The sequence below is a fragment of the Wolbachia endosymbiont (group E) of Neria commutata genome (assembly GCF_964026735.1).
Classification (GTDB): domain Bacteria; phylum Pseudomonadota; class Alphaproteobacteria; order Rickettsiales; family Anaplasmataceae; genus Wolbachia.
This window is the reverse complement of the sequence record NZ_OZ034692.1, coordinates 874201-900959: the sequence shown is the minus strand read 5'-3', so window position 1 is coordinate 900959 and position 26759 is coordinate 874201. Positions and strand designations below refer to the sequence as shown.

Sequence of the window (26759 nt, the reverse complement as noted above, 5' to 3'; positions counted from 1 at the left end):
ATAAATGTTTAACTATAGCGTGTCATAATATAAAATAGTAGAGTATTCATACATATGGTATAAACTTAAGTCTATGAATAATAGTGCTCCAATTATGGACGATCAAGATATCGATTACGTTACCCTTGCGCCCAAGGATGATGATGTTGAACACAAGTTTGAAGAAGTCGTCAATTTTATAGAAAATAAGGTTATAGGTGCTGATGGGCTCACTTTAGCAGAAGTATTTCAAGTACTAGTTCAAATGCTAAACGGTGACTTAGAGTTGGTAAAAAAAGTATTGGCACATGCTAAAATTATGGCAAAGTATGGAATGAAAGTAGCAAAAGAGTCGCAATTGAGCAGGGCTGAAGTCCGAAGGGCTTTAAAAGGTCAAGAAAGTATCATAAATAAACAAGATTTCATGAAAGTACCACCTATTCCGTCTGCTGTAAAATTACCACAAAAGAAAGGTAGAGGTCTTTGATGGCTGAATCTATAAAAAAATTTACTGTGCAATGTGACTTCAAAGGACAAAGCTCACCTTTTGCGATATATATAGGAAATCCAAAAAGCGATACTCATCCGATCCATCATCAAGATTCTTGGCTTGCGAAAGAGCGTGGAGGGAATATTCCTGATAAAGTAAAAGAAAGTTTGCAAAGATTGTATAAATTATCTCAAGAAAATGGAATCTCTTTCTCAGAGTTGTGTGCATATGCGATTACTGTGGTGAGTAATAGTAATAAGGATGATAATTGAGTCTACAGCTTAAAGGCTTGCTTTTTTTACAGGCCTATGTATATAGGCCAGCTAGAGCCCGTGCGCATTCTTTGCATAAATAATTGCCACATCCACCTCCAATTAACTCTAACTAGATTGACATCTTGCTTTTTTAATATATATTTTATTAAGGTTAATAGGTAATTAGGGTGGTTAGAGCTAGTTTAGAAGTGGGAGAAGCTCCGTTTTGGGAGTCTCGGACAATAGGTGGAAATAATTCTCGTCAAACTGGTAGTGGGCCAGAAGTACAGCCTTTTGTTATTGTAGACCAGCCTAGGCATAATAGCGTTCCAGCTACAAGAATTCCACCAGCTCGGCGTCCCCGCTCTTCAGGACAAAGAACTCCTTCTTGTAATTGTAAGAAGCCTCTTACTTACTTAGGATTAGGTTTGCTTACTAGTGGGTTAGCAGCTGGATCAATGTATTTATGTATTAAGTCACTTAATTATGCTAATAATGATCGAAATAACGAAGATTAGAAAGAAGCTTTCCAATACTTGGGAGTAGGATTAGGAGTGTTAGGGTCACTATATTTAGTAACTACAGCGATAGAATGGTGGAGGTGCTCACAGCCAAAAGAACCAGGTACCGCTATTGAAGAAATAGCAGTGGCAGCCTGTGGACCTCTTATTCTTTGCCTGTATGGCTTTGGTAGGCTTTTAGGCGACTAAAAAAGACAGTAGAGGACTTCTTTTAAGAATAGAAAAATGTATAAATGAATACTAGATCTTAGCTACCATTGATATTTTTGTAATAAAGATCGTATACGGTGCATTGAGTAGAATTAAAGAGGAAGATTGTGGAAATTACACCATCAGCAAAAAAAGAATTGAAACAAAGTACACTTAAGGTATGTATAGACAAGTGTACAAGTGCATTTTGGTTTATTTTTTGGTTTAGTTCAGGGATCAATTTATTAATGTTATTCCTGCCACTTTATACTTCTCAGGTGCTTGATCGTGTGATATCAAGCGAAAGTGTATCGACATTAACCATGCTTACGCTTATTACTTTATCCGCATTTGGATGTTCTGCAATGCTTGAGACCTGTCGATACTTAGCCATGGCAAAAATTGGCGACTGGATTGATAAAACTGCAACACCAGATTTGATAGTAAGATCAATAAGACTCACATCAGTACAGAGTTCAACTTCAAGTGGTGAAGCAATACGGGATCTTGGAGTAATAAAAAATTTCATTACAGGAAATGGTATATTTTCATTGTTTGATGCTCCGTGGTCGTTTATCTACCTGGTTATAATTTTCATGATACATACTTCTACAGGATTTATTGCCATTAGTGGAATTATTATATTACTTGCTATGGCTTTTTGGAATGAGCTTGCTACCAAAAGAATATTACAAGAAACCAATGAAGAAACTATACGTAATATCAACGCTATAGACGTTGCAACGAGAAATGCAGAGGTGGTTGAAGCTATGGGCATGTCCGAGTATATAGTTTCTGATTGGTGTAAACGAAATGATCAGAACCGTGCAATGCAAATTAAAGCACAAAATCGCTCTAATGTGATCACCGGGATAACTAAGTTTTTGCGTTCAACTCTGCAAATATCAGTAATTGGAACAGGTGCATTACTTGCAATTACAGCTCATAAAACTGCTGGTAGCATCATTGCTGCTTCAATTTTAATGGGTAGAGTATTAGCACCATTTGATGCAGCAGTTCATACCTGGAAGTTTTTAAATCAGGCTAGAATGTCATATGGAAGGCTGCAAAGACTTATATTAACTTCACCAAAAAGAGAGCAAACTATGGCTTTACCAGAGCCAGAAGGGAAATTAGAGTTTGATAGAGTGTTTTTCACTCCTTATGGAAGTAATAAACCAACAGTAAAGGGCGTATCGTTTGTTATAGAGCCAGGTGACGTAGTTGGTGTAATTGGTGCTAGTGCTTCTGGTAAATCGACCATTGCAAAGCTAACCGTTGGTGTATGGAAGCCAATATCTGGTGTGGTGAGACTGGATGGCGCTGATGTATATACTTGGAATCGAGAAAATTTTGGTAGTTACGTTGGTTATTTACCTCAAGATATTGAGTTATTTAACACTAGTGTCAAAGCTAATATTGCTCGCATGAAGCCAGATCCAAATCCTGAGGAAATAATAAAAGCAGCGAAAATTGCTGGTATACATGATTTAATATTAAGTCTGCCAAATGGATATGATACAACGGTAGGAGGACCTGGCGGGGTTATACTTTCTGGCGGACAAAAGCAATTGCTAGGACTGGCTAGAGCTTTTTATGGTAATACTAAGCTTTTAGTACTCGATGAACCAAACGCTAACTTAGATAGCAGAGGAGAGGCATGCCTAATTAACGCAATTGATATTGCAAGGAAACAAAATACTACTACAGTTATCATAACTCATAAGTTGCCTCTATTATCCGTGGTTGATAAAGTAATTTTAATGTCCGATGGTGTTGTGTATGCTATGGGACCAAGAGATGAAATTTTAAGCAAGCTAGTTGCTCCATCTCCGAATACCACAGAAGACAAGCGCTCTTCAATGAGTGGTTAGTTTTGCAGACTGACCTTACCCAGAAAAAGTAGAGAAGAAGTTAGATGTACAGCCCCACTATGTATATGTAATGGTATGATAATATGCACTTTTCTGCAAGGTATAATTCATAGCTCAAGCATGTTACTTCTAACACATTCTGTGACACTTACTCTATAATAAAAGACAACTCGCGAATAGACACCTCTCTGAATCTGACATTTCTAAGCATCCAGTATCACTATCACTAAAGCTCGTGTCAGGTTCGAGTATTTTTAGGATAGTGCTTGAGTTCATTTCTAGCTCTTTATCAGAATTAGTATCTTTTAAGTGTTGTTCAGCTCCTAGCTTCTTTTGGACTTGCTCAACAGATTGAAGCATACTTTTAATACAATATATAATACCACTTGCAATAATTCCTACGCATAAAAAACCCAAAGTTGCATATAAAGAAAATTTTATTATAGGTTGATTGAAAAGTTTTGAGTAGGTTGACATTGAGTCAGAAGAAGAGAGTGACACGAAGCTTACTGTTACTATGCAAGCCAAGAATACCATTAATGATATTTGCATTATTGTACAATTTACAGATTTTATTTTATTTATTTTTTGTTTTTGATGTAGAGTAGAAAAAATAGCTTTGTTGCTATATAGACACTTATTAGTTTCTTCATCCTTCCTAGATAATTCTTCCGCAATCTTATCATTCAAATGCACTTTTAAAAGATCCTTAAAAATATTTTTTTCTTCTACAAATGCTATTATTCTATAAGCATCTCCTCTGTACTTATTGTTTTTAAAATAGGTACTACAAACTCGAAGGAAGTCGCTTGTTAAATTCTTGTTGTTGATATAATCGAAAATAGATTCAGCAGATCGCATTCTTCCATTTGTGATAGAATAAAGTAATAGATTTATATAATCATGTGTACGAACAGCGCGTTTGTTTTGTAACCTTTCACTAATACTTTCGTTCTTGTCTATTGCAGTTTTTAATTTTTTAAGATGACTTTCTTCTTTATCACTAGAAGCTTCACATATTAGTATTTTAGAACACATAACATTCACCTCAAGATAATTATTGATATTTTAACTATAATATATAAATTATCAATATGTCAAATGATTTTTATCTAAAGTTATAGAATTTAGTGGCTTAGACCTTTCGTTATTCTCATCATCCGTGAACGATTACACTTAATTTATGAGGTTTAATATTACCAAATAGTTTACTCTGATGTTCTACAGCCCCAATAAAATGTTTAAGTTATAGATTATTTGTTTTTATGTGCTATTTTGCGTTAACTCAACTTCTTAAGTAGTATATGACAAGTAAGTTAAAAAAGCTTAGAACTGGATTTTCTTTGACAACTCTACTTGGCCACAGTGATAATATAAATATGCAAGGAAAGAAAGACAAAAAGAAAAAATATCCGAAGTTTTTAGATAGAACATTTGCATTTATCGATTCAGTAGTAAGTTTTATCCTAAGGCGCGAAAGTAATAACGTAAATGAAGTTCTTAGTGTAACATGGGGGCCGCTATTTTTCGGTCTGATAGTGCTACTCATCTTTTTTGGAATAGGCGGCATTTGGTCTGTTGTAGCTCCAATTGACGGAGCAGTGCATGCAAGTGGAGAAGTTGTTGTATCTTCAAATAGAAAAATAGTTCAACACTTGGGTGGAGGTATAATAAGTAAAATTTTAGTAAAAGAGAGTCAAGCCGTTAAGAAAGATGAGCCTTTAGTGTTATTAAGTGACGTTAATGAAAAAGCAAATTTAAGTATTATTAAAGAGAAGCTCTTATCGTTTTTAGCAACTGAAGCAAGACTTATTGCAATCAGAGGTGATTTGGAAATTGTTGAGTTTTCTGATGATATGAAAAAGTTATTCGATGATGAAGTTGTAAATAAAGTTATAAAAAATCAAATAAAACTATTTAACTCTCAGAGAAAGAGTACACTCGGAAAAACGGATATACTACAACAACGTATAAAACAGTTACATGATGAATTAGCAGGATTAAACTCTCAGCTGGATGCAGCTCACAAGCAATATGACCTAATAAACGAAGAACTGGAAACAAAAAGACAGTTGCTTGATAGTGGTCATATAGGTAAGCCACACATTTTAGCTTTGGAAAAGCAGTTTGCTGAAATTGAAGGTAGAGTTGGACATTACCGTGCTGCAATATCTCAAGTGCAGCAAAAAATCGGAGAGAATGAATTAGAAATTATAAACATAAAAAATGATTATCAAGAAAGGGCAAACGCTGAACTGAAAGAAGTGAGCACATCTATTGGGGATTTAAAAGAAAGGTCAATGGTTGCTCAGGATTCATTAGCACGCACAATAATTAAATCACCGCAAGATGGGATAGTTACAGATATAAAATATCATACTGAAGGCGGTGTTATACAGTCTGGGGTTCCAATTATGAGTGTAGTGCCATCTGATGATGACCTAATAATAGATGCTAAAATTCAAACTAGAAATATAGAAGAAATATTATCAGCACAAAAAAAAGATAGTAACATAGTCTCTATTGATGGACTGGAAGGATTAAAAGTTAAAGTTCGGTTAAGTGCTTACAGTGCCCGCCGTTTAAGCTTAATTAATGGCATAGTAAGCTATATTTCCCCTGATGCTCTTGACGATCCAAGGTTAGGACGCTATTATTCAGTACGTGTAGTGATACCAAAGCCGGAGCTTGCTCAGTTTAAAAATGTATATCTATATCCTGGTATGCCAGCAGAAGTGTATATAGTGACTCAGTCTCGCACTCTTTTATCGTTCTTATTTACTCCTATAATGGCAACAATCGATAGATCTTTCATAGAAAGATAGCTACTTGCCCAGCATCACACACAATCCAATTATTTACTCTGGGAGTGTATATCTCCCTTCTAATCCTACCAAATACATCTCTGCAGATTCAGATCTACTTGATTTGGGTTTAAAGTACTTTACTGTTTTGAATATTTTTTTTAGCTCATTATAAAAATCTTTATCGGATTCTCCTTGGAAAATCTTTACTACAAATTTACCACCGTGATTTAAAAAATGCTTTACAAAATTAAGTGCTGCCTCGCACAAAAGCATAATTCTTATATGATCCAACGACTTTAAGCCGCAAGATCCTGGAGCCATATCAGATAAAATTACATCAAATTTTTGATCTTTGAATCTTTCCTTCAAAATTTCAAATTCGTTGATAATATCAGATTGTATAAATTCTACACCTTGAATTGCATCCATTGGTTTTATATCAATGGCAAACACATTTGCGCCTTTCTGAGAGGCAACTTGTGACCATCCACCGGGAGAAGCACCAAGATCAACAACTTTTTGTCCCTCTTGAAACAATTCAAATTTATTATCTATTTCTATCAACTTATATGCCGAGCGTGATCTATATCCATCTTTATTAGTTTTTTGCACATACTGGTCATTTAAATGACGATGCAACCACCTTGTTGAAGATAATTTTCTACCTTTTGCTGTTTTAACTCTGGTTTTTATTGTGAGTACCTATAAAAATCACTTATTACTATTGATTATATCTTTAAGCTCTTTTTCAACCACTTCTTTTACCAGTTTAGATAGATTTTGATTTAGCCAATCCGACAGTTGAGGTTTTAAAAGAGAAGTAACTAATTCTTCAACAGTAAGATTTGGCTTTTTTTTTTGTTGTTGGTGCTGTAATTCGCTTTGCATTTTTCCAAGCAACGCTTTGATCTCTTCCATATTTTCTTTTAAAATCAGATGATCATTATTTTGCGCTTGTAGATCGCTGCTGCTTACCGCGCTGTTATTCATTTTGATATTATTATGTGAAAAGACTTCTTTTTTCTCTTCTAAATTAGTGTATCTATGACTATTAAATTGTTGATCATCATTAAACACTGTTTCCTCATCGTGTCGATAATTTTCATCATCCTCTTCTTCACCGCTGTCTTCTCCCGTATCTTCTAAATACTCCTCATCAAGGTATAATAAATCTTCAGTTTCATCCTCTACTTTCGCATCGCTCGCATTTTTGCCTGATATGGCTTTTTTTATATCTTCGAGAATGTCTTTTACGGACTGATTTCCTTGTTCATCACTCATAGCTGTAATACCATTAAATTTAAAGATTTATACTATTTATAATAAAAAGCAAATTATAAACACTGGTCACATAATTGCTTTTTGCTTCAACCAAACCTGAACGTGCTTTGAATAGTTCGTCCTCAGTGTCCAAAAGATCACTTGTGCTTTTCAAATTTAAGCTTACTTCTTGTTCCACTCCTTCTAATGCCAAAGCTGCTGCTTTTTCCGCTTCGTGACTTGCTTTAATAACAGCTTTTGCTGTTAAAACATTATTCCAAGCATTTATAACCTTTTTCTCTATATCCTTTACTGCTTCATAATAATCGTAAATAGACCTCTTTACCTCCATTTTAGCTTTACCAATACCAAAAAAATTCACCCCTTTTTTAAAAATTGGCACATCAAGAGTAAGAGTAACACTCATCCCTTCTGAAAGTTCTTTCGTGATACTTCCGTTTTCTAATCTTTTACTTGCAGTGAGATTCAAAGAGGGCAGCCACTTGGAATACTCAGCAAGAACTTCCATTCCAGCCGCCTTTTTTTGGTAAACTGCTGCCTTCAAATTAAGATTATTAGTTTTTGCTAATTGTAAACATTCGTTTAATTCTGGAACAGAAGGCAAGGTACCACTAGCTTCAGAAAGATCATAAGGATCCTCGCCAATCAAGTGATAGTAGGCAATATTCGCCAATTTTAATTTACCTTCAGCATCTACTCTTCCAGACACAGAAGATGAAAATTTTGCTTTTGCAAGCGACACTTCAGTTCCTGTCACCTCACCAAGAGAAAAACGCTTTTTCATTGCTGACAGATGCTCCAAAGAAACACGTTCTTTATGCTCCATTAATTTTAATATTTCTGTTCTTTGTAGAACGTCGACATATGCTTTTACAGCATTCAGAGCAACGTCTTGTTTGGATTGGCGAAATTTGACTTTTTCTGCTTTGAGAAGATATTGCAACCTATTTAATGTGGCGAAATTGCCACCGCCGTCTATTAATTTCTGATTCAATGTCAAGAGTTTTCCAGGTGGGTTAGTTTGACTTTTAGGATAAAGATTAAAATTACTATCAAAGTTATACTGTAAACTGATATCAGGTAAAAAACCAGCAATCCCAGCAGATTGATAGTGTTTCTCTGCGCTTTTATACTGGTAAAATCGAGATTTTATATTTGAACTATTTTTAACTGCTTTACTGATAGCTTCTTCTAAGTCAATTGCATAGCAATTTGTAGTGCTAAAAATGGCAGCAAGTATAATAATCAACCGAAACATTCTATTCCTTCTGTATATTGGTTGTGCAGTTAAATTATTAGCACAAATTGTTCTAATAATCAATACCTAATGTTGTTGACACTATTGAGGTATTAAATGTATAGTAGCTTACTATTGTTTAGTTAAATTATAATGAAGACATTTTTCTTAAAAGAAAAACAAATCGATAAAAAGTGGTTTGTCATAGATGCAGAAGGGTTGGTCCTCGGAAGACTCGCAGCTTTTGTAGCAGCACGTTTGCGTGGAAAGCATAAACCTGAATATACACCTCATATGGATTGTGGTGATAATATAATTATTGTCAATGCAGAGAAAGTGCATCTTACTGGAAGGAAACTTAAAGATAAGATTTACTATAAGCATACAGGTTATCCTGGAGGTTTAAAGCAAACCACGCCAGCTAACATTTTAAATGGTAAATTTCCTGAACGTGTGGTGGAAATGGCAGTAAAAAGAATGCTTGATGATGGTCCTATGGCACGTAGAAGGTTTGAAAATTTATATGTGTACTCTGGTCCTGAGCATAAACATCATGGGCAGCAGCCTCAAGTGCTAGATTTTGCCTCTTTAAATCGTAAAAATAAAAAGTAACGGAGTAAAAATGAAAAGTTCTACAATAAATAACGATGATCAATCAGGAAAGACAATTAAGTCAGCGGTTGATTCGCTTGGTCGTTCATACGCCACAGGCCGAAGAAAAGAATCTGTAGCAAGAGTATGGATAAAGCCAGGGAGTGGAAAATTTAGTATTAATAAAAAAGACAAGCTGCTGGATTACCTTAAGAGGGAATCAGTATGCCAAATAGTAAAAATGCCATTTGTTGCAACTTCCACATTAGATAAGTACGATGTATTTGCAACTGTAAAGGGAGGAGGGTTATCTGGTCAAGCAGGCGCTTTAGCCCATGGAATAAGTAAAGCTTTAAGTAGTATAAGCCAACATCTGCATTCTATATTGCGTAATGGTGGGTTCTTAACACGCGACTCACGCGTAGTTGAGCGTAAGAAATATGGTCAACATAAAGCTCGGAAAAAATGTCAATTTTCTAAGAGATAATCATTTTGTTGTGGTATTTTTTTGCAAATATTATACAAATGTTTGCAAGTGTATGTAATGTTTTCTATTTCCACAATGGATTTAGTTGACTATCGGCATTAACATAATATGCTATCTGTGTAATTTTTTTTAAATATAAGGTAATTTATGAGTAAAGAAGATATAATAAAGGAACTAAAAGATTATTGTTTAAATGAAAAGATTGAGATCACAAAATCTGATTTGAGCAAGATCTATGATAAGTTTATAAAAATAATAAAGGATGAGCTAGATGAGACAGGTGATATACGTCTCCATGGGCTAGGAACATTCTCTGCTGTTATAAGAGAGGAGAAACAGTGTCGTAATCCTCAAAGTGGTGAAATGATTACTGTTCCCAGGAAGAAAAGAATGAAATTCAAAGCAAGTAAAACTCTTTTAGATCAGTTAAATGAGAAAGAAGAAGCGGGAGCTAAGTAGATATCGTTGCTTTCATTGTTTTTATTGCACTATGCAAGCCATAAAACACAGCTTCACTAATTAAATAATGTCCTACGTTAAGTGCTGAGATTTGAGCTATTTTTATCATCTTTTTAGCATATTCGCGAGTGATGCCATGCCCTGCATGGCATTCTATTCCTAGCTTGTTGATATACTCTGCAGCGTTAGCGATTAACTGTAACTTCTTCTCTGATGGACTCTTGCAGTAATCCCCTGTATGAATTTCTATTATATCAGGCTTTACCTTTAGCTTCTCAAGAAATTTTAATTGATCAATGTTTGGATCAATAAACAATGAAACTTTTATGCCAGAGTTATGCATCACCTCTATTATGGTAGAAAGTTTGCTGTGCATGCTAATAATATCCAAACCACCTTCGGTTGTTAATTCTTCTCTTTTTTCTGGCACTATACAAATTGAGTAGGGCTTTACCTTTCTTGCTATTTCAAGCATTTCTTCAGTGGCTGCAATTTCAAGATTTAGATCAGTATTAATGTGTTTTCTTAGGGTATACACATCTTCATCCGTAATATGCCTTCTATCCTCTCGTAAGTGCACAGTAATACAATCCGCTCCTGCATCAATAGCTATTTCTGCTGCTTTGAGTGGATCTGGATAGGAAGTTCCGCGTGTGTTACGAAGAGTTGCGATATGATCAATGTTTACGCCTAGTTTCATATTTTTACCTCGAAAGCTATTTTTATCTTTTTACAAAGATTTTATCAGCAATACGCATATCAATTATACTCCAATCGCTAAATGTAAAATCAGTTGTATTTTGCAGGTGGTTTAAATAATCCCATGCACCATAAGGATTATCTTCAGGAAGTTTCACTGTGAGTCCATTATCAAGGACAATATTCCACCTTCTATTTCCTATACAAACAAAAGAAGAAATTTGGCTACTCAGTTGTGTTTTATTCTCTAATATATCTCTAACAAATTTCAGATTTGATAACGAGTTTTGTCCTGTAATGACAACAAGATTATCTACTAAATAATCGTCTATGATCACCTTACCTTCAGAGTCAATAACTGATGTTTTATTATTATCTTTCCAGATAGCAAACGGCTCATATTCCTCTATATTAATCTGCACAGTATTTGGTAAAATCCTATGAATACTCACATTTTTTATCCATCTGCTTACAGATTGTACACTATTTGCAAGTTTTGAGAGTGATACATATATAATTGGCTCGGCGCTACTCACAAAATTTAAAATGTCTTTCTCATTTGTAAATTTGTTGCCGCTCACAACTACTTTATCAATTGTAAAGCCATTACTAAGTAATAAGTTGGATACACATTCTTCACACCAAATAAAATAATAATTAAACCGGTTAGTTATTTTATCCAGTGAGCTATAGAGCACTAACGTAAGAAAAAGTGTTATTATAATAAACAAAGCACATTTACGCAAAAAACGTCTTTGACTTCTAGTAACATTGCTCAACATTTACCTGATCTCTAATCTCCTCTCCTTATGCTGAAAACTATCTTCAACAAGAATCTTAACTAATTCGTTAAAATCAATCCCTTTTGCCAATCTTGCAATTTCTGGTACTAGCGATAGTTCAGTAAAGCCAGGGTGTGTATTAATTTCAAGCATTTTTAAAGTATTGTTTTCAGGATTATAACGAAAATCTGAGCGGGAAATAGTTTTACATCCTAAAAATTGATGCACTTTAAGTGCGTGTTCTAGAGTCATTCTATATACTTCATCAGGGATTTCGGCAGGAAATATATGTTCTGCAAATCCATTTGTATACTTTGCTTCATAGTCATAAAATTTATTTTTTGGCCGTATTTCGATAGTCCCAATTGCTTCACTCAGTAACACAGCGGTGTGTAATTCTACACCTGGAATGTATTCTTCTACGATCATGTCCTTCATGATGGTCGCATTGTCATCCTTTAGTTTTAAGTAATCCTCATGCGAGGAAACAATGTGCACTCCGATGCTTGAGCCTTCATTAATTGGTTTTAAGACGTATGGGTAGTCAACCTTAATATTATTTTTCAGCACATCTTCTTTGCTAATTACGTAACCTTTTGGAGTATCAATGCCGAGAGACTGAAATATATGCTTTGACATCACTTTATTCATAGCAACAGCAGAAGCCATTACTTCAGAGTGTGTATATTTTATACCTAAAACCTCCAACAAACCTTGAATGCAACCATCCTCTCCGTAAGATCCATGAAGAGCAATAAAAGCAAGATCAGGATTAATTATTTTAAGCTTTTCAGCAACATTCCTATCAACATCTACTTCTATTGCGTTATATGAAAGGTTACCAAGAGCTTTTTTTATGGCCTTGCCGCTCATAAGAGATATTTCTCTTTCACGAGAGAGTCCACCACTTAACACTGCTATAGTTAGAGTCATTTCTATCCTTACTATAAGTCCTTATATTATAGCTCATTATTCTTTCGCTGAAAATTCTTAATTACTACTATAATAAGGTCATACTAGTATTGACACGTTGTATTGTTTGCCGTATCACTATTTCAATATAAAATCGAGGAGGGTTTTTATGGGTCAAAGTAGCGAAACTTTAATAGTGAATCAACAGGTTATTCAATCAATACCTGAGAAGCAAGATAAGTTTTGTACTAAAAAAGTATCGCCGAAAACTTAACTTATGCAATCGTTTCTAAAGAAAAAGAATAAAGTAATGCTAATTTTTAGTATTGCTTTTGTTCTGCTGTTTTTTATCAACAGCGTGTTTATAAAGAAAAAGCAAGTGAGTCATAATGATGACACTGCTAGAAGCTTCTCAGTAAAAATTCAGGAGTGTGAGCCACAAAATCGTACTATATATTTAAATTTTTCTGGCACGGTAAATCCCCTGCATAGGACAAGCCTTACTTCAAAAATAAGTGGTACAATTGCTGCTATTTATTTCTCTGATGGAGAAAAGGTAAAAAAAGATGACATAGTACTGAAAATAGAGGATTATGATAGGGTTGAGCAAGTTGAGAAAGCCAAAGCTTTGTTGAATCAGCGTGAAATTGAGTATGATTCCTCTAAAAAGCTTAATAAAAAAGGCTATGGCACGCAAATAAAGGTAGACGGAGCTTTTACTGCGCTCAAAAGTGCAAAAGCTGACCTAAAAAAGCTAGAGCTAGATTTAGAAAATGCTGAAATTAAATCTCCTATAGATGGTTACATTGACAAAATCAATGCAAGTGAAGGGGACTTTGTTAATGCTGGTCAAAAAATAGCTGACGTAGTTAATTTTGACCAAATCCTAGTTGTGTTATATGTTTCAGAAAGTGAAATAGATAAAATAGTGCTAGGCAGAAAAGCTAAAATTAATTTGCTGGACGAAAAAGAATTGGAAGGTGAAGTCAGCTTTATTAGTAAAATCGCTGAGCCTAAAACTGGATCTTATAGGGTAGATGTAAGAGTAACTGATAATGAAATGATATCCTTGCAAGGACTAACTGCCAGCGTAAAAATGCCTTCGGGTGAAATATCTGCCTATAAAGTACCCTCTTCAGCTTTAAGCTTAAGTGATGAGGGAACCCTAGGAATCAAAATAGTTGGCGATAATAATTATGTAATATTTGTGCCAATAGAAATTGTTGACCATGAAAATGATGGAGTTTGGATAGTAGCAAATAACAAAGAAAAATCCATAAAGCTAATTGTCTTGGGACACTTATTTGTCAAGTCTGGTGATAAGGTTTAGGTGTACAGCCCCAGAGTATAATGCTTACTTTTACCCATAACTTTGAGAAGTTATTATGTGAAGCATAACCATGCTCCCTCTAAGGTTTTCATCCCCTCGTTTATATATACTAAATTTCCTTGATGAAGAGTTTTATTTTAGCTTGACCAATTCTCACACAACCAGCAACTAGCTCTATAGAGGATACATGTTGGTTGTGCGAGCTGCTAATTATATTCTCGTTCTAGCCATAGGAACACCTTCTTTACTATGTGGCTCTATTGTTATTCCATCTACTTTACCATTTGCAGTATAAGTCCAATAATCATAGCTCTTTCCTGCATCTTTCCAATCTTTTGGTATTTGAAGTTCTTTCACTTCCCAATGAGCAATCCATAAAGGATATTTAGAAAAATCTGATCCTTCATGTGTAAAATATTCATCCCAAGGATTAGGTGAACAATATATAACAATATCCTTACATCCTTTTTCTTTTAATATTGTTATTAAAGAGTTTAAATTCTTGATTCTTTCTTGATTAGTATGATCTGCAGGCTTATCACATTTTTTTGTTTGTCCTTTCGAACAAATATCAGTTGTAGTGCTAATAACTAGTTTATCTTTTTTATAATCAAAAGAAGCAGAAGATAGAACGTTAATAAAATTTTCAGCCTGATTCTCAGGTGTAGAAGTCATTCTAAACACGTGATACGGTATAGCCTTAATATTATTATCCTTAAGTTCTTTTAAATTGCACTGAAGCTCACTATCTTGAAAAGTTGCTCCCTTCGTTGCTTTTATAGCTGAATATTTTATATTTTGTGGATCTTTGGAAACTTTTTGACCATCAATTTTCCCTTGATAGTGAGATATTTCAATTCCTGTTTTTACCATATATGCCTTTATAACTTTAGTAAAAGGCTAATTATATAATAATATTACAAGTTACACAATGAATAATTTGCGTTACACTAGTATCACAGTCACAGCCATTCTATAAAATCAGTGAATTTTTGGTCCAGACTCATGAAGCATTATATCGGGTTAGATGCCTCACTCAAAGAAACTTTTATTAGTATTGTTGATGAGAAAGGAAAGATTAGACCTGCTGCGAAACAACTTGAAGCAATTTGACATTATTTTGAAGATTTTTATCTCGCGAATTTTATTTTCCACCCGCATTCTGAACAATGCCAACTTTCGATTATGCTCCTTTTGCTCCTCCGTTAGTGGCTTTTTACCGCTGCCCTGAACGGATACATATAGAAAATATATTAATATCCTTTTTCCATAAATAAACCTCACTATTGCTGTTAAATGGATCACGTAGACCTACCTACCAGTTTAGTGCCTGGATTATCTATAGCTACGTTACTCAAATAGCTTTGTGGTCTAGCTTCATAGAGCAGAGTAGTTAGAAGACCTTCAGCTTTTTCCTGCCCTATTATAGGTGTTGCATACGAAAGCAGTATATTTCTCACTTTGCTACCACTCCCACTCACTACTACTTTAAATACTTTTGACTGCATTTCGGCAAGGTCTATTAGCTTATCTGCTGGTATATCCGCTTCACTAACTATTGCTTTACTAAATTCTTCTTTAATGTTTAACGCGTAAGCTTGTGCTTCTGGTAAGGGTATAGGTTGATTTTCTGAAGAAACAAACTCTTGACCTGTGGCTTTTCGGATAAGTACATCAAGCAACATTATTGTACCATTGACATCAACACACGCTCCTGTGCTGAATTGGCTTGCACTCCCTTTACTCTCTTGTTCCTTATGGCTTATAGGTGAGCTTATTGCTTGCTGAGAAGAAGAGGAAAATAGGCCACCATATAATTTTGCTATAAGGTTGTTCATCGGTCCATTCTCTTGCTTCCTTTCTTTCAGTCCGATATTGGCATGGGCATAAAAAAGTTCTTTTCTTTCGCTCGCCTCTTCACTAAACCATTTGCCTTTCACCCAACTGACTAAATCACCAATCCAAGAAGTTGGCCTACTACCTGAATTTGTTACTTTCTCTTCCTTTAAGCCAGTATTGAAATTATTTCGGGCATAAAAAAACTCCTGGTTTTCATAACTTTTAACCTCTCTATGCTTTCTTTGATGTAGATCAGTTATGTTAGATATAGTATTGCCATGGTCAAAAACAGTATTATAAGTATCATTTTTATATTGAGCTAGCTGTTCAGTAAGAATGGATGCGTTATTTATTCTATCCATCTCATCTTTTAACAATATCTCTTTATCAGTAAATTTAATAGATAACGTCTCCATTTTTGGTTCTTGGTAGAAATTATTGAGACAAATTGTACAGAATTCATTATTTGTTAAGTTACGATCAAAAGCACTAGTGATTATTAAATCATCTCCTGAACGAGCAAAAGAATAATCTCCTGCTTTTCTAGATATCACTAATTTATTTTCTTTCTCTATATCTTCGGATTTTATAACGATAATCTCTTTATCTTCAGCAAAAACTAAAGGTAGTGGCTTTAAATCAAATCCTTCTATTTTCATAGTTGCATTATCTAAAAGCACGTGTAATCTCTCATACCAATTGGTTATCAATGTGCCTTTTAATCTTATGCATATTACATCATATCTTATTGTACGTGACAGTATTTCTGATATCTGATTTATTTCATCATAATATATTAGAAGTAACAAGTCCTTGCCTTCTATTTTAGTTTTTACTTTCACTTCTTTACCCAAATCCTTCATTATTTGCTGTTTTACTTGACGTAAGTCTAAAGTATCTATCTTATTCTCTTCATCAACATCATAAATCACCACTTCAGGTATAGGCAACTTGCTTTCATCTAATGTTTTATAACCAGAAGTAATTACAAATATATTTTCACCGCCATTACCAACTAAATGACTTCTGCAATAAGGGTTATTGTGAAGTACATCATGATTTCCATGTCCTATAGCAGCGGTTTCATTATTAATCAGTAATTGTACAAAAATATACATCTTTAGCTGGTTTGCTATAGCTGGATAATCATTAATAATTTCATTAATGGCTTTATTACTTTTTTGTAATGCATATAAATTATTTTTTTCACCTATTCTTATCTCAGTTCCATCACTTAATCTATATGAGATATTGTCTGTAGCGTTATATGTAATAGTTATATTCAACTTTCCATTTGGCAACTTTGGTAAAAAGTTAAATGTTATAGCATCAGCATTAAAGGAAGAATTACTAATATCAAAAAGTGTATAATTAAATGTAAATCTATGCTGACTCTGTGAATTAATAGGTAGATTAACAGATGCTTCCCCTCCTTGCAGTGGTACAATATAACTAAAATTTCCCTCTAATGCTTGGTTATAAATAATAGTAGTATGAGGCCTTACTACTAGCTGCATTTCATAAGAACAGTCAAGTGAAGGTATAGTTATCATATCTTTTCTGTAACTATTTTTTCCGCCTCTGCCATCTACATACTCTGTACTACAAGCACAAATTATCTCATCTCTTTTTCCTTTTCTTGCTAACACTCTATTGATATTCTCTATTTTAATAGAATGGTTAAGGTATCTTATGTATTTTCTACTTAAATCAACTAAGATAGCTTTTTCTCTTAGAGCAAATTCACCAATATCTATTGTATTAGAACCACTTCCTCCATTAATATAGCCTGTAGTAGAGTTACCATGGAAAATAAAGATGTCGTCTTTCCCCCCATCAATCTTTTTTGGCCCATTACCAATTAAGAAAATATTCTGACTAAAAGACCCTTCTGCATAATCATCACCATCACCTAAATCAATAAGAGTATATTTACCTGAATTATTAGTAGCTATACCAATAGCATTGTGACAAAAATAGCCTGCTTGACTCATACGTTCATACCCTTCTGGTACAAGGCTATCAAGTGATAGCTTATTATCATCCGAGCCAAAAAATTCACCTGCTATCACTGATTCTCTAAATTTTAATAAATTAACCGGCTTTGCTGGTGAGCATAATATCTTTCCTTCGTTTGGATTAGCTATCTTTGCTTTACTAAAGAAATCATAAGTTTTTTCTTTACCAAGTAGTATTGTATTGTTCAGATCTACCTGAAATTTAGTTGTGCACTTTTCAGTATAGTATGTAACTGGCATATCAATGAGGCATGAGACACTAGTAATGCATTTAATTGTTTTGTGTTGTATATTGTGACAGGAATCTACAACTAATTTACCTATAGGAAAAACATATTTTTGAATATCGCTATGTTGTTTTAAATACTCAAATCCTTGTTTAACCAGCTGATCATTAATTTGCTTTTCTTCCATGAGTTCTTCTATATATGTTTCAGGTTTCATAACTATGAATGCACGTAATCCCTCGATAAACTTTTCCTTTTTAGTTAAGTTAATAATTTCACCAATCTTATTAACTTCCTCTACTGCACGATAAACACCAGTGCCAACAACCAATACAGCTACCATTGCTTCTCCAATAGGCCCAGTGATAGATGAGACTCCTTCTAATAATCCCAATACTTCAGCAACTTCTACTCCAATTTCAAAAGATCTACCTAACATTAGCTTACCATCTGCAATTAATCCTGCTCCTTTAATAGATGCTGCTTCTGCAACTTTGGCAAACCCTCTACCACCTGCAACAAATCCTATATCAATTGCTACACCTCCGTAATCATCATTTAAAAAATCAGCTAAAATATTTTTAGCCATCATTCCATCCATAGTTATACTAGAAGCTCTCTGTATTCTACTTAAGTGATTCACTACTTTTTGGTTACTTATTAGACTATTAACTAGGCCTTGAAATTTACCTGTAACTTTAACCTGATCTGCTATCTGAATCAGTTGAGTGCGTTTACTTTCATCTATATCTCTTATATATGGGATAAATTTTTCACTATCGATTTCAATTTTATTTGGATTCCTTGATTCATCCTCTCCATTAAATTGATCAATGTCTTCCCATGAAAATTGGCAGTTATTTATATCTCTTCTCCTTCTACTTCTTGTTAGGCAATTTGCTAAAAGTGAATGTATTTTTTTATCTAGTGAAGCTATATTATTTTTTGTTAGTAAAGTATCAGGGTGATCTGGACCTAAAACGACTTTTTCAATATCAAAAACCTCTTTATACGTCTGCAAAGCCTCATTGTATTTACCTTGTTTATCAAGTACTGCTGCTATATTGTTCTTCGTGAGTAGAGTGTCAGGATGATCTGGCCCTAGTACTTCTCTCTGTTCCTGATAAACTTCCTCATAAATCTTTAAGGCCTCTTGGTATTTACCTAAGTTTTTCAGTTCTGAGCCCACGCTAATCTGTTTTTTCAGAGTTGAAACAATACCCTTCTTTACCAATAAAGTAAGCGGATAATCCATTTCAAATAGCTCCTGCACCTTTTCACAAACTTCTTTGTAAATTTTTAAAGCTTCTTGATATCTATATTGATCTTCTAGCACTGAGGCTATATTGCTCATCGTTATTAAAGTATTTGGATGATATTGCCCAAGCACTTCTTTTCTTTTTTCATAAACCTCATTAAGAACCCCTAAAGCTTCTTGATGTTCACCTTGACTATTTAGTATTAGACCCACATTGCTCATCGTTACTAAAACATCAGGATGGTTTAGCCCTAACATTTCTGTCTGCTTTTGCAAAACCTCTTGTGAAATTTCTAAAGCTTCTTGATATTTTTTAGACTGCTTAGTTCCATGGCTTCGTGATTTCTTGTTCTTAAGGTGTCTGGGTGAGATCGTCCTAATATTTCCTTTCTTTTTTGATAGACTTCTCCGAAAATTTCTGAAGCTTCTTGGTGTTTACCTTGGTGGCTCAGTACTAAAGCTTTACTACTTAAAATAATTAGAGCATCTGAATCCAATATTTCTTCTCGTTTCTGGTAAACCTCTTCTAAAATTTCCAAAGCTTCTTGATATTTACCTTGATGATCTAAGGCTAATGCTATACGGTTCCTTGTTGCTAATGTATTTGAATTATACTGCCCTAAGATCTCTTTTCTTTTTTCATACACTTCTTTAAAAATCTCTAAAGCTTCTTGATGTTTACCTTGATGGTCCAATACTATAGCCATATTACTCTTGGTTGATAGAGTAAAAGAATTCTCTAGTAGCAAGGTTCCTTTCTGTTTTCGATAAACCTCCTCCAAAATTTTTAAAGCCTCTTTGTATCTACCCTGGTGATCTAGCACTAAGGCCATATTATTTCTAATCATCAAAGCGTTTGGATGATCTTCTCTCAACTCTTACCTATACTTCTGGTCAATCTCTTCATAAATCTTTAAAGCTTCTTGATATTTACCTTGATTGTCCAATGAATTAGCCTTGTTACTCTTTACAAATAATTCTTCATCTGAACGTTTAAAGCGCTGTAAACTAGTTTGTTGGAAGGTTTGGTACATAAAATTCCTCAATGACATGATTTTCGTTAGTGCTAAAGCCGCACCAGTTTAGCTAATAACTATCTGAAATATTTTTTCATGCAACAGGATTTTGTACTGCTATAGTGCTAATAGAAAAGCTTATATTTACTCTTTAATTTTGAATTACAATTTGCGAAAAATTTAACCATTTTTATTCTCCGTTCTCAATTGGGTAGGGATTTTTATGGAAAGTTTTCTCAACCTAGTGTGGCCTTTTTGCCCATTTTTGAGAAAAGTAAAGGGTAAAGAAGTAAACAATTGAATTGTGTGATGCTAAAGAGAGATGTGTTTTTGCTAAAAATATTTTTTCAAAGAAGATGTTGCTTTATAAAGATTGTGGTGTATTTGAGAAGTTTTACAATAGGAATTTTATATGCGCATACACTTAAAGTATGGTTTCTATTAAGTGTTTAAATAAGCTCTTATTTTGTGCTGTAAAATAAGGTAATCTTGATAAAGCAAAAAAACTTGTCGTAGGAGGAACTGATTTTAAAGCTGTTGATAATTCAGACTTAACTTTTCTGCTCAAGAAGATAAGTTGGATATAGTCAAACATTTTATAGACAAATAGCCAAATTAATAGCTGACTACTATAATATAGCAAGACAAGCAACCAATTTTACTATTATTTAATTGCTAGTATGGTACGTTACATAATCATGTGAGGTATGAAGATGGATGTTGAAGTAAATTATGTGGGAATAACCTTACTATTACCCATAAATCTATAAATAGTGAAAAAGCTGCTATTTTACTAATTCAACTTTCCAGTATAAATAGACTTATGGCCTAAAAATGGAAATATATGACCAAAGGAAATTTAAGTACCTCAACTAATGAATGGGCAGAAAATGAATTTGGAATAGTTGATTTTGGTGATAAAGGATTAAGTAAAAGGCTTTTAAAAATAGTTAATAGTCTTGCTGAATCGCCTGAATGTTCAATAAATCAAGCTTGTGAAGATTGGCATCAAAGTAAAGCAGCCTATTATAATTCCTCCCCACCTTCCTTTTTATCCGGCAAAAACCCACCAACTTGTGCATCCCATAATGTTTCATACATTCCATTTTTATCAAGGAGTTTTTGATGAGTACCATCCTCCACAATTTTACCTTGATCAAACACTAAAATGCGGTCCATATGTAAAAGTGTAGATAGGCGATGGGCAATTACTATTGTAGTTTTGTTTTGCATCAATTCCCATAAAGATTAGACCCCCTGCGAAAAGGTAAAAAACAGATGAAAAACATTAAAAAGCATGTAAAATGAAAGTTTTAGAAGAGGGAAGATGGCAATAAGTTACGTAAAAATAGCAAGAACACCATATATTTTTAGACAATTGACAGGGCTCACAACATCTGAATTTGAAAAAATTGTGGCAAAAGTGCGTCCAGAGTGGGAAAAAATGGAGGCGAAAAAGAAATGTCACGGAAGAAAATCGCATGTTGAGGAGCTAGAAGACAGGATTTTATGTGTTCTAATTTATTACAGAACGTACATAACGCATCCATTTTTAGGGTTTTTGTTTAATTTGCACAACTCAAATATTTGCCGACTTTTTAAGAAAATGTAGCCATTATTGGCCAAAAAAATTACTATAAAAAAGGATAGAACGCTGACGCCAGAAAGGATTTTAAAAATTTTAGCAGACGTCACGGAGCAACCGATACAGCGGCCGAAAGACAGCAAAAAACGTAAGAAAAGTTATTCCGGAAAAAAGAAAGCAACCACAATAAAAACCGAAATTGTGATCGAGGGAAATGGGCAAATTCTGTCGATTTCGAAGTCGCATAGAGGTCGAATGCATGATTTTCGCATAAGGAAACAGGAAAAATTGTTGGCCAAAGATAGCATAAAATATGCCGATTCTGGGTATCAAGGTTGGCAAAAACTGCAGAAAAACGTTGTGATTCCGTACAAAAAACACCGTAAAAAGCCACTAACGGAGGAGCAAAAGGAGCATAATCGGAAGCTGGCATCGTTCAGGATGCGTGTGGAAAATAAGATTCGCGAGATAAAAATCTTCAAAATAATGTCAAATGTTTACCGCAATTTTCAGAAGAAATACAACATGAGATTTAATATTATAGCAGGAATTGTGAATTTGAGGCATAGTTTTTAATAATTTTTAGGCTGGGGATTTCTTACCAGATTTTATCAGCAACTTGCTTCACGTTGTTTCGCAGGGGGTCTATTCTTGAATATTACTTTCTGTTATAGAGTCAAGTTGTGATGTTGCTTCATCCAGAATCAAGATAGGTGCATTTTTTAAAATAGCTCTTGCAATTGCAATCCGTTGACGTTGTCCACCTGAAAGTTTCACACCACGTTCACCAACAAGTGAATCATAGCCTTGTGGTAATTTTGAAATAAATTCATGAGCATGTGCACGTTTAGCAGCCTCTATCACTTCATCATCGCTCGCATCTATTTTTCCATAGGGAATATTTTCCATCAGAGTTCTGTGAAAAAGTGATGGATCTTGTGGAATCATACCAATATTTTCGCGCAAGTGATCTTGTTTTACATCTCGAATATCCTGACCATCAATTAAAATTTTTCCAGATGTCACATCATAAAGCCGAAGAATTAAATTAACAAATGTTGATTTACCGCCACCTGAATATCCAACAAGTCCAACTTTCTGACCAGGTTTAATTGTTATGGATTTGTTTTGGAATATAGACTCAGTGCCTTTGTATTGAAAATAAACTTTATCAAATTTGATTTCACCTTTTTGCATAATCAAAGGTTGAGCGCCCAATTTATCTTGGATTTCAGGAATTACTAAAATTGCTTGTAAACCTTCAGTAATTTTTCCCCACAATCTGATAAATCTTGCGAGATTTCTTGTCAGAACCCAAAGAAAGCCGACTATGCTAGTATTAATTCCCATTACAAGAGGGAGAGTAGACCGGTGGAACTTCCCCACCAGTCTCTCGCAGAACTGTGCATGAACCTCGCGACTCACACAGCTCCCATTATTCAGTCTTTTGCCCTAAACCAAGTGTCCAGTGGTAAAAAGTATTTGGCTCTTCTTTCCTCATTTTTCCTAGAAGTTGCCTTGCTAGTCTTCCATGATTTCGAAGCTTCTTATACTTTCTTCTGACCCACTTTTCTAGGTGCCGCTCTATGTTTCTCAGAGGTTTGTATATCTCTTTCCTGTAAAACCTGCCATAGTACTGATACCAGCCTCTGACTATTGGATTTACTATCTTTGATATTTCCTCTGATGTTTTGTGTGTATTTCGTAGTATTTTCCATGACCTTATGGTTGTAGTAATATTTTTCTTGGCCTTGTTGCTAATCGCAGGAAGAAATGAAACAAAATGCTTTCCTATTTTATTTCTTGCTAACCTGGGTCTAAATGTATAACCCAGAAAATCAAAACTTTGTTTAGGAAATTCACTTTTCCTATTGTCATCCTTGCAGTACACAATTTGTGTCTTTTCAGGATGTAATTTTAGCTTATACTCAGCCAATCTTTCTTCTATTGCTACCCTCATAAATTCTGCCTGTCTACTACTCTTGCAGTGCACTATCGCATCATCTACATACCTCTCAAATGCTATTGTTGGGCACTTTCGTCTCATCCACTCATCAAATACATGATGCATAAATATGTTTGAGATCAGCGGGCTTGTTGAACCTCCTTGCGGAACTCCTTTTTCCCTAACTACCTTACCGCCATCTGCTTGCTGAATTGGAGCTTTTATCCATCTTTCAACATACAGTATGACCCATTTGCAGTCTGTGTGCCTTTTGATAGCTTGCAATGCCAACTCGTGGTCCAAATTGTCGAAAAATCCTGCTATATCAAGATCTATCGTCCAATCGTACCACCAGCATCTTTTCCTCGCAGTTCCTACCGCATCCAGTGCAGATTTGTTTGGTCTATAACCATATGAATCTTCATGAAACTTCGGTTCTACTAACGGTTCTAGATACATTGTAGCTGCTGTCTGCGCTATCCTGTCCGATACTGAAGGAACACATAAAATTCTTTGTCCCCCTCCCGTACCTTTTGGTATTGCTACAGCTTTTACAGGCTCTGGAAAATAACTTCCAGATGACATCCGATTCCATAGTTTATAGAGATTATCTTTTAGATCTTCCTCAAACTTTGTTATCGAAACCTCATCTACACCAGCAGCACCCTTGTTTTTGGACACTTGTTTATAAGCTCTCCTAATAAGTTGCTTCGGTATATCAAAAGACTTTGTTTTATTCATTTACTCCTCCCTTTCGGTTGACAAATAACTAAAACTGAATAACTCAGCCCCTTCGCTCCATTCCCATTACAGAAACTTCTTCACTACTACGAGCTGATCCGCCCCTGTTTTCCGTATCGGTACTCTCACCCTTGGAGTTTAGCTCCTTGGATTTCTCCCTTATCATCGAAACGACAGGTTCCCGTAGTTCCACACAATAGCCTGAAATAGATTCATGCCACCTCTATGCCGGACGCCATCTACCCAGTAAACAAGTTCCTGATAGACTTATCCCAGGTTAATCAAGACCCCCTGGTTTTGACGCCACCTAATTGTTTTCGACACTTCATCAGTGGTTCACTTTCGTTCATCTTTCTATTCCATACATGACGCATAATTACGCCTTTTCCATAATGCTCACTACCTTGGCTCTTTACCAAAGCAGCTTATGGTTGTTTGAAGCCTGCTCTTGTAAGCCGGCTTCGAGGGGCCCACCCTCATCTATTGCGTAGCTTTTGCACTTAGTTTGCTCTTTTCAGAACATTCTTTGTGTCTCTATGGCACACCTTGATCAACAACTTAAGCAAGTCCTGATTAACACTATTTAACCTATTAACTTGCTCTTGATCAAAAAATATGTCTTCAATATCTCCAATGCTTACACCTGCAGCAGTTAAATTATCTAATAATCTTTTGTTAGCATTAGTGAAATATGGCTTAGAAAATAAACGCATAACATCTGGGTAAGTATAGGAAGGATAACCCCTACCAAATTGTCTTATATCATTCTTCTGAAGCATGCTGTTACAGAATTCACTATCATAATTGTCCCAGATTCTCTTAATGGTGAAAGGATTAAAGAAAGATAACATTCTTGCCTCACTTTAAATTACTAATTTAGTATATCATTTTCATTGCACAAAAATCAAATTTTTTATTTTATACGTTCTTTAATTAATAGTTAAAGTTAGAGACTTATTTGTATAGCTAACAAAGATAAGGTTTTCCCGATTTATGAAAAATAAAATCGATAGCAGCGTTAGAATGTGGAGGTGAAAACATCAATTTACAGCCCGAATTTTCAATCAAATTTCTTGTTTTGAGAGTCTTAATCTTGCTCTACAGCGAACTTTAATGCCATATGAGTAGCTATAGCGCTATTGGCTATCAGAATGATAAAAATCAAAGCAGTGATTAACAGTATGTTAATATTCAAGGGTAAACCTTCAGACTGAGTGAGTAACTTAAAATATATAAAGGTTGGCATTATTATTGGCAAAACAAGAATTTGTGATATTCCTGAAACTAAGTTGCTTCTACCAATTATTAATGCATTTCCAGTAGCTGAAATATTAATTATAATTAATGTATTAAACAACAAAGACAATCCCACTGTTGCTGAATATTCAATATTATTGCCTAGGCCTATAAAATTGAATATGAAAGAAATCACTGAAATTGGCAATCCAAATAACAGCCAATGAGCGAAGATTTTATAAATAATTATAAGTTTAAAGGAAAATGGCTGTATAAAGATTTGCTCTAGTATTCCGTCATGGTAATCAGACGCAAATAAATTGCTTGTGGAGATCTGCAGAACAAATGCAGTGCATACCCATGTTAATGTTAACATAATTTCTTGCTTATTGTTATTGTTTTCAAGTGTAAATGAAGATAAACTTAACATTATAATAAAAAGACATATCGTATAGATAAAGTTCTTATCGTCTATTACTAATTTTCTCACTGAGTCAATCATACTAGGCTTTTAAATGTTTATTATAAATTATAGTGTTTACTGTGAGGTAATATAATTTTTTGTTTGATTATATAGGTTTTATTGTTTAGTTGATAATCTAATTATGGAAAAGTTACCAAAAATAAAATTACCAGAAAATTACACTCCTTCAGAAGATGAAGAATATATGGGTATAAAACAGTTGGAATACTTTGGCTTAAAGTTACACTCAATGCTTGCTGAATTAGAGACACAGGAACTGGAAGACAATAGTATCGGTATATACTATTCTGACGAAGATAGTGGAAACGAAAAATTAATTAAGCGCCGAAAAGATAGAAAGGAAAAAATCAAGGAGGCATTAGAAAAAATAAAATTAGGCAATTATGGTTATTGCGATGGAACAGGAGAAGAAATAGGAGTCGAAAGACTTAAAGCTAATCCGCTTGCTGCATATTGTATCGAGGAGCAAGAAAGGGTAGAAAAAGAAAAGAACTTGTACCTCATTGATGATTGATCTG

The 26759-nt window shown here is 34.4% G+C and carries 22 protein-coding genes and 6 pseudogenes; 11 read left to right on the top strand and 17 right to left on the bottom strand.

The features are described from left to right. Window positions 1–73 precede the first annotated feature (73 nt). From AAGD89_RS04740 to AAGD89_RS04730, 3 genes are all read left to right on the top strand, one after another. Window positions 74–466 (top strand): hypothetical protein, encoded by a 393-nt coding sequence (locus AAGD89_RS04740; protein ID WP_341807955.1) that lies wholly within the window; start codon window positions 74–76, stop codon window positions 464–466. Beyond that, window positions 466–741, top strand: coding sequence for a DUF2610 domain-containing protein (locus AAGD89_RS04735; RefSeq protein WP_341807954.1), 276 nt, complete (start codon window positions 466–468; stop codon window positions 739–741). The genes AAGD89_RS04740 and AAGD89_RS04735 overlap by 1 nt, the downstream gene beginning before the upstream one ends. Before the next feature lie 820 nt (window positions 742–1561). Then, window positions 1562–3307: a type I secretion system permease/ATPase gene (locus AAGD89_RS04730; protein ID WP_341807953.1), complete on the top strand. Its 1746-nt coding sequence runs from the start codon at window positions 1562–1564 to the stop codon at window positions 3305–3307. Between the two features lie 153 nt (window positions 3308–3460). On the opposite strand, the gene AAGD89_RS04725 is transcribed toward AAGD89_RS04730, so the two are convergent. Further along, on the bottom strand, window positions 3461–4345 hold the full coding sequence (locus AAGD89_RS04725; RefSeq protein WP_341807952.1) for a hypothetical protein: 885 nt from the start codon (window positions 4343–4345) through the stop codon (window positions 3461–3463). Between the two features lie 266 nt (window positions 4346–4611). Here AAGD89_RS04725 and AAGD89_RS04720 point away from each other — a divergent pair, with 266 nt between their 5' ends. Continuing rightward, window positions 4612–6132 (top strand): HlyD family type I secretion periplasmic adaptor subunit, encoded by a 1521-nt coding sequence (locus AAGD89_RS04720; RefSeq protein WP_341807951.1) that lies wholly within the window; start codon window positions 4612–4614, stop codon window positions 6130–6132. 33 nt (window positions 6133–6165) lie between these two features. On the opposite strand, the gene AAGD89_RS04715 is transcribed toward AAGD89_RS04720, so the two are convergent. The 3 genes from AAGD89_RS04715 to AAGD89_RS04705 all read right to left on the bottom strand — a co-directional run bounded on the left by AAGD89_RS04715 (window position 6166) and on the right by AAGD89_RS04705 (window position 8653). After that, on the bottom strand, window positions 6166–6753 hold the full coding sequence (locus AAGD89_RS04715; RefSeq protein WP_341807950.1) for an RlmE family RNA methyltransferase: 588 nt from the start codon (window positions 6751–6753) through the stop codon (window positions 6166–6168). 72 nt (window positions 6754–6825) lie between these two features. Beyond that, window positions 6826–7395 carry a DUF2497 domain-containing protein gene (locus AAGD89_RS04710; RefSeq protein WP_341807949.1) on the bottom strand — a complete coding sequence of 190 codons (570 nt, stop codon included), beginning with the start codon at window positions 7393–7395 and terminating at the stop codon, window positions 6826–6828. Between the two features lie 19 nt (window positions 7396–7414). Then, window positions 7415–8653, bottom strand: coding sequence for a TolC family protein (locus AAGD89_RS04705; protein ID WP_341807948.1), 1239 nt, complete (start codon window positions 8651–8653; stop codon window positions 7415–7417). A gap of 132 nt (window positions 8654–8785) precedes the next feature. On the opposite strand from AAGD89_RS04705, the gene rplM reads away from it, so the two are divergent. The 3 genes from rplM to AAGD89_RS04690 all read left to right on the top strand — a co-directional run bounded on the left by rplM (window position 8786) and on the right by AAGD89_RS04690 (window position 10169). Continuing rightward, on the top strand, window positions 8786–9244 hold the full coding sequence (rplM, locus tag AAGD89_RS04700) for a 50S ribosomal protein L13 (RefSeq protein ID WP_341807947.1): 459 nt from the start codon (window positions 8786–8788) through the stop codon (window positions 9242–9244). 10 nt (window positions 9245–9254) lie between these two features. After that, window positions 9255–9710, top strand: coding sequence for a 30S ribosomal protein S9 (gene rpsI / locus AAGD89_RS04695; protein WP_341807946.1), 456 nt, complete (start codon window positions 9255–9257; stop codon window positions 9708–9710). 147 nt (window positions 9711–9857) lie between these two features. Further along, window positions 9858–10169, top strand: a complete 312-nt coding sequence (locus tag AAGD89_RS04690) for an HU family DNA-binding protein (RefSeq protein ID WP_341807945.1) — start codon at window positions 9858–9860, stop codon at window positions 10167–10169. Here the strand turns inward: AAGD89_RS04690 and AAGD89_RS04685 are convergent. From AAGD89_RS04685 to AAGD89_RS04675, 3 genes and pseudogenes are all read right to left on the bottom strand, one after another. Beyond that, window positions 10162–10869 (bottom strand): pyridoxine 5'-phosphate synthase, encoded by a 708-nt coding sequence (locus AAGD89_RS04685; protein ID WP_341807943.1) that lies wholly within the window; start codon window positions 10867–10869, stop codon window positions 10162–10164. The genes AAGD89_RS04690 and AAGD89_RS04685 overlap by 8 nt on opposite strands. 22 nt (window positions 10870–10891) lie before the next feature. Then, window positions 10892–11650, bottom strand: a complete 759-nt coding sequence (locus tag AAGD89_RS04680) for a cell division protein FtsQ/DivIB (RefSeq protein ID WP_341807942.1) — start codon at window positions 11648–11650, stop codon at window positions 10892–10894. Further along, window positions 11631–12583: pseudogene (locus AAGD89_RS04675) on the bottom strand (D-alanine--D-alanine ligase). Before AAGD89_RS04675 ends, AAGD89_RS04680 begins: the two are co-directional and overlap by 20 nt. 256 nt (window positions 12584–12839) lie before the next feature. On the opposite strand from AAGD89_RS04675, the gene AAGD89_RS04670 reads away from it, so the two are divergent. After that, on the top strand, window positions 12840–13892 hold the full coding sequence (locus AAGD89_RS04670; protein WP_341807941.1) for an efflux RND transporter periplasmic adaptor subunit: 1053 nt from the start codon (window positions 12840–12842) through the stop codon (window positions 13890–13892). Window positions 13893–14102: 210 nt separating this feature from the next. On the opposite strand, the gene AAGD89_RS04665 is transcribed toward AAGD89_RS04670, so the two are convergent. From AAGD89_RS04665 to AAGD89_RS04645, 5 genes and pseudogenes are all read right to left on the bottom strand, one after another. After that, window positions 14103–14765 (bottom strand): glycoside hydrolase family 25 protein, encoded by a 663-nt coding sequence (locus AAGD89_RS04665; RefSeq protein WP_341807940.1) that lies wholly within the window; start codon window positions 14763–14765, stop codon window positions 14103–14105. Window positions 14766–14924: 159 nt separating this feature from the next. Beyond that, window positions 14925–15116 (bottom strand): annotated as a pseudogene (locus AAGD89_RS04660) (transposase family protein); the annotation flags it as partial. 77 nt (window positions 15117–15193) lie between these two features. Next, window positions 15194–19492, bottom strand: a complete 4299-nt coding sequence (locus AAGD89_RS04655) for a tetratricopeptide repeat protein (protein WP_341807938.1) — start codon at window positions 19490–19492, stop codon at window positions 15194–15196. A 35-nt stretch (window positions 19493–19527) separates the two neighbouring features. Then, a complete protein-coding gene (locus AAGD89_RS04650; protein WP_341807937.1) occupies window positions 19528–20109 on the bottom strand; it encodes a tetratricopeptide repeat protein in 582 nt (193 codons plus the stop codon). A 3-nt stretch (window positions 20110–20112) separates the two neighbouring features. Beyond that, window positions 20113–20268, bottom strand: coding sequence for a hypothetical protein (locus AAGD89_RS04645; protein ID WP_341807936.1), 156 nt, complete (start codon window positions 20266–20268; stop codon window positions 20113–20115). 826 nt (window positions 20269–21094) lie between these two features. Here AAGD89_RS04645 and AAGD89_RS07310 point away from each other — a divergent pair. Continuing rightward, window positions 21095–21277 (top strand): annotated as a pseudogene (locus AAGD89_RS07310) (transposase); the annotation flags it as partial. On the opposite strand, the pseudogene AAGD89_RS04640 reads toward AAGD89_RS07310, so the two are convergent. Beyond that, window positions 21277–21498: pseudogene (locus AAGD89_RS04640) on the bottom strand (ABC transporter ATP-binding protein); the annotation flags it as partial. The pseudogenes AAGD89_RS07310 and AAGD89_RS04640 sit on opposite strands and share 1 nt — an antisense overlap. Window positions 21499–21577: 79 nt before the next feature. Here AAGD89_RS04640 and AAGD89_RS04635 point away from each other — a divergent pair. Further along, window positions 21578–22411 (top strand): annotated as a pseudogene (locus tag AAGD89_RS04635) (transposase). Window positions 22412–22483: 72 nt separating this feature from the next. Here the strand turns inward: AAGD89_RS04635 and AAGD89_RS04630 are convergent. The 4 genes and pseudogenes from AAGD89_RS04630 to AAGD89_RS04615 form a co-directional block, all read right to left on the bottom strand. Then, window positions 22484–23065, bottom strand: a pseudogene (locus tag AAGD89_RS04630) (ABC transporter ATP-binding protein); the annotation flags it as partial. Between the two features lie 205 nt (window positions 23066–23270). Further along, complete coding sequence (ltrA, locus tag AAGD89_RS04625) at window positions 23271–24521, bottom strand: group II intron reverse transcriptase/maturase (protein WP_341807935.1); 1251 nt, start codon at window positions 24519–24521, stop codon at window positions 23271–23273. Between the two features lie 500 nt (window positions 24522–25021). Continuing rightward, window positions 25022–25372, bottom strand: coding sequence for a hypothetical protein (locus tag AAGD89_RS04620; RefSeq protein ID WP_341807933.1), 351 nt, complete (start codon window positions 25370–25372; stop codon window positions 25022–25024). A 236-nt stretch (window positions 25373–25608) separates the two neighbouring features. Further along, window positions 25609–26259, bottom strand: a complete 651-nt coding sequence (locus AAGD89_RS04615) for a heme exporter protein CcmB (protein ID WP_341807932.1) — start codon at window positions 26257–26259, stop codon at window positions 25609–25611. Between the two features lie 103 nt (window positions 26260–26362). Here AAGD89_RS04615 and AAGD89_RS04610 point away from each other — a divergent pair, with 103 nt between their 5' ends. Continuing rightward, the gene (locus AAGD89_RS04610) at window positions 26363–26755 is read left to right on the top strand and encodes a TraR/DksA family transcriptional regulator (protein WP_341807931.1); all 393 of its coding nucleotides are present in this window, start codon (window positions 26363–26365) and stop codon (window positions 26753–26755) included. The last annotated feature ends 4 nt before the right edge of the window (window positions 26756–26759 follow it).

Bases quoted from the DNA above. Each gene is read 5' to 3' on its own strand.
- AAGD89_RS04685 (WP_341807943.1), bottom strand. From the start codon at position 10,869: ATGAAACTAGGCGTAAACATTGATCATATCGCAACTCTTCGTAACACA.
- AAGD89_RS04620 (WP_341807933.1), bottom strand. From the start codon at position 25,372: ATGTTATCTTTCTTTAATCCTTTCACCATTAAGAGAATCTGGGACAAT.
- AAGD89_RS04610 (WP_341807931.1), top strand. From the start codon at position 26,363: ATGGAAAAGTTACCAAAAATAAAATTACCAGAAAATTACACTCCTTCA.
- AAGD89_RS04710 (WP_341807949.1), bottom strand. From the start codon at position 7,395: ATGAGTGATGAACAAGGAAATCAGTCCGTAAAAGACATTCTCGAAGAT.
- rplM (WP_341807947.1), top strand. From the start codon at position 8,786: ATGAAGACATTTTTCTTAAAAGAAAAACAAATCGATAAAAAGTGGTTT.
- AAGD89_RS04740 (WP_341807955.1), top strand. From the start codon at position 74: ATGAATAATAGTGCTCCAATTATGGACGATCAAGATATCGATTACGTT.
- AAGD89_RS04720 (WP_341807951.1), top strand. From the start codon at position 4,612: ATGACAAGTAAGTTAAAAAAGCTTAGAACTGGATTTTCTTTGACAACT.
- AAGD89_RS04725 (WP_341807952.1), bottom strand. From the start codon at position 4,345: ATGTGTTCTAAAATACTAATATGTGAAGCTTCTAGTGATAAAGAAGAA.
- AAGD89_RS04655 (WP_341807938.1), bottom strand. From the start codon at position 19,492: ATGTTAGGGCTAAACCATCCTGATGTTTTAGTAACGATGAGCAATGTG.
- AAGD89_RS04645 (WP_341807936.1), bottom strand. From the start codon at position 20,268: ATGTACCAAACCTTCCAACAAACTAGTTTACAGCGCTTTAAACGTTCA.
- rpsI (WP_341807946.1), top strand. From the start codon at position 9,255: ATGAAAAGTTCTACAATAAATAACGATGATCAATCAGGAAAGACAATT.
- AAGD89_RS04615 (WP_341807932.1), bottom strand. From the start codon at position 26,259: ATGATTGACTCAGTGAGAAAATTAGTAATAGACGATAAGAACTTTATC.
- ltrA (WP_341807935.1), bottom strand. From the start codon at position 24,521: ATGAATAAAACAAAGTCTTTTGATATACCGAAGCAACTTATTAGGAGA.
- AAGD89_RS04670 (WP_341807941.1), top strand. From the start codon at position 12,840: ATGCAATCGTTTCTAAAGAAAAAGAATAAAGTAATGCTAATTTTTAGT.
- AAGD89_RS04705 (WP_341807948.1), bottom strand. From the start codon at position 8,653: ATGTTTCGGTTGATTATTATACTTGCTGCCATTTTTAGCACTACAAAT.
- AAGD89_RS04690 (WP_341807945.1), top strand. From the start codon at position 9,858: ATGAGTAAAGAAGATATAATAAAGGAACTAAAAGATTATTGTTTAAAT.
- AAGD89_RS04735 (WP_341807954.1), top strand. From the start codon at position 466: ATGGCTGAATCTATAAAAAAATTTACTGTGCAATGTGACTTCAAAGGA.
- AAGD89_RS04665 (WP_341807940.1), bottom strand. From the start codon at position 14,765: ATGGTAAAAACAGGAATTGAAATATCTCACTATCAAGGGAAAATTGAT.
- AAGD89_RS04680 (WP_341807942.1), bottom strand. From the start codon at position 11,650: ATGTTGAGCAATGTTACTAGAAGTCAAAGACGTTTTTTGCGTAAATGT.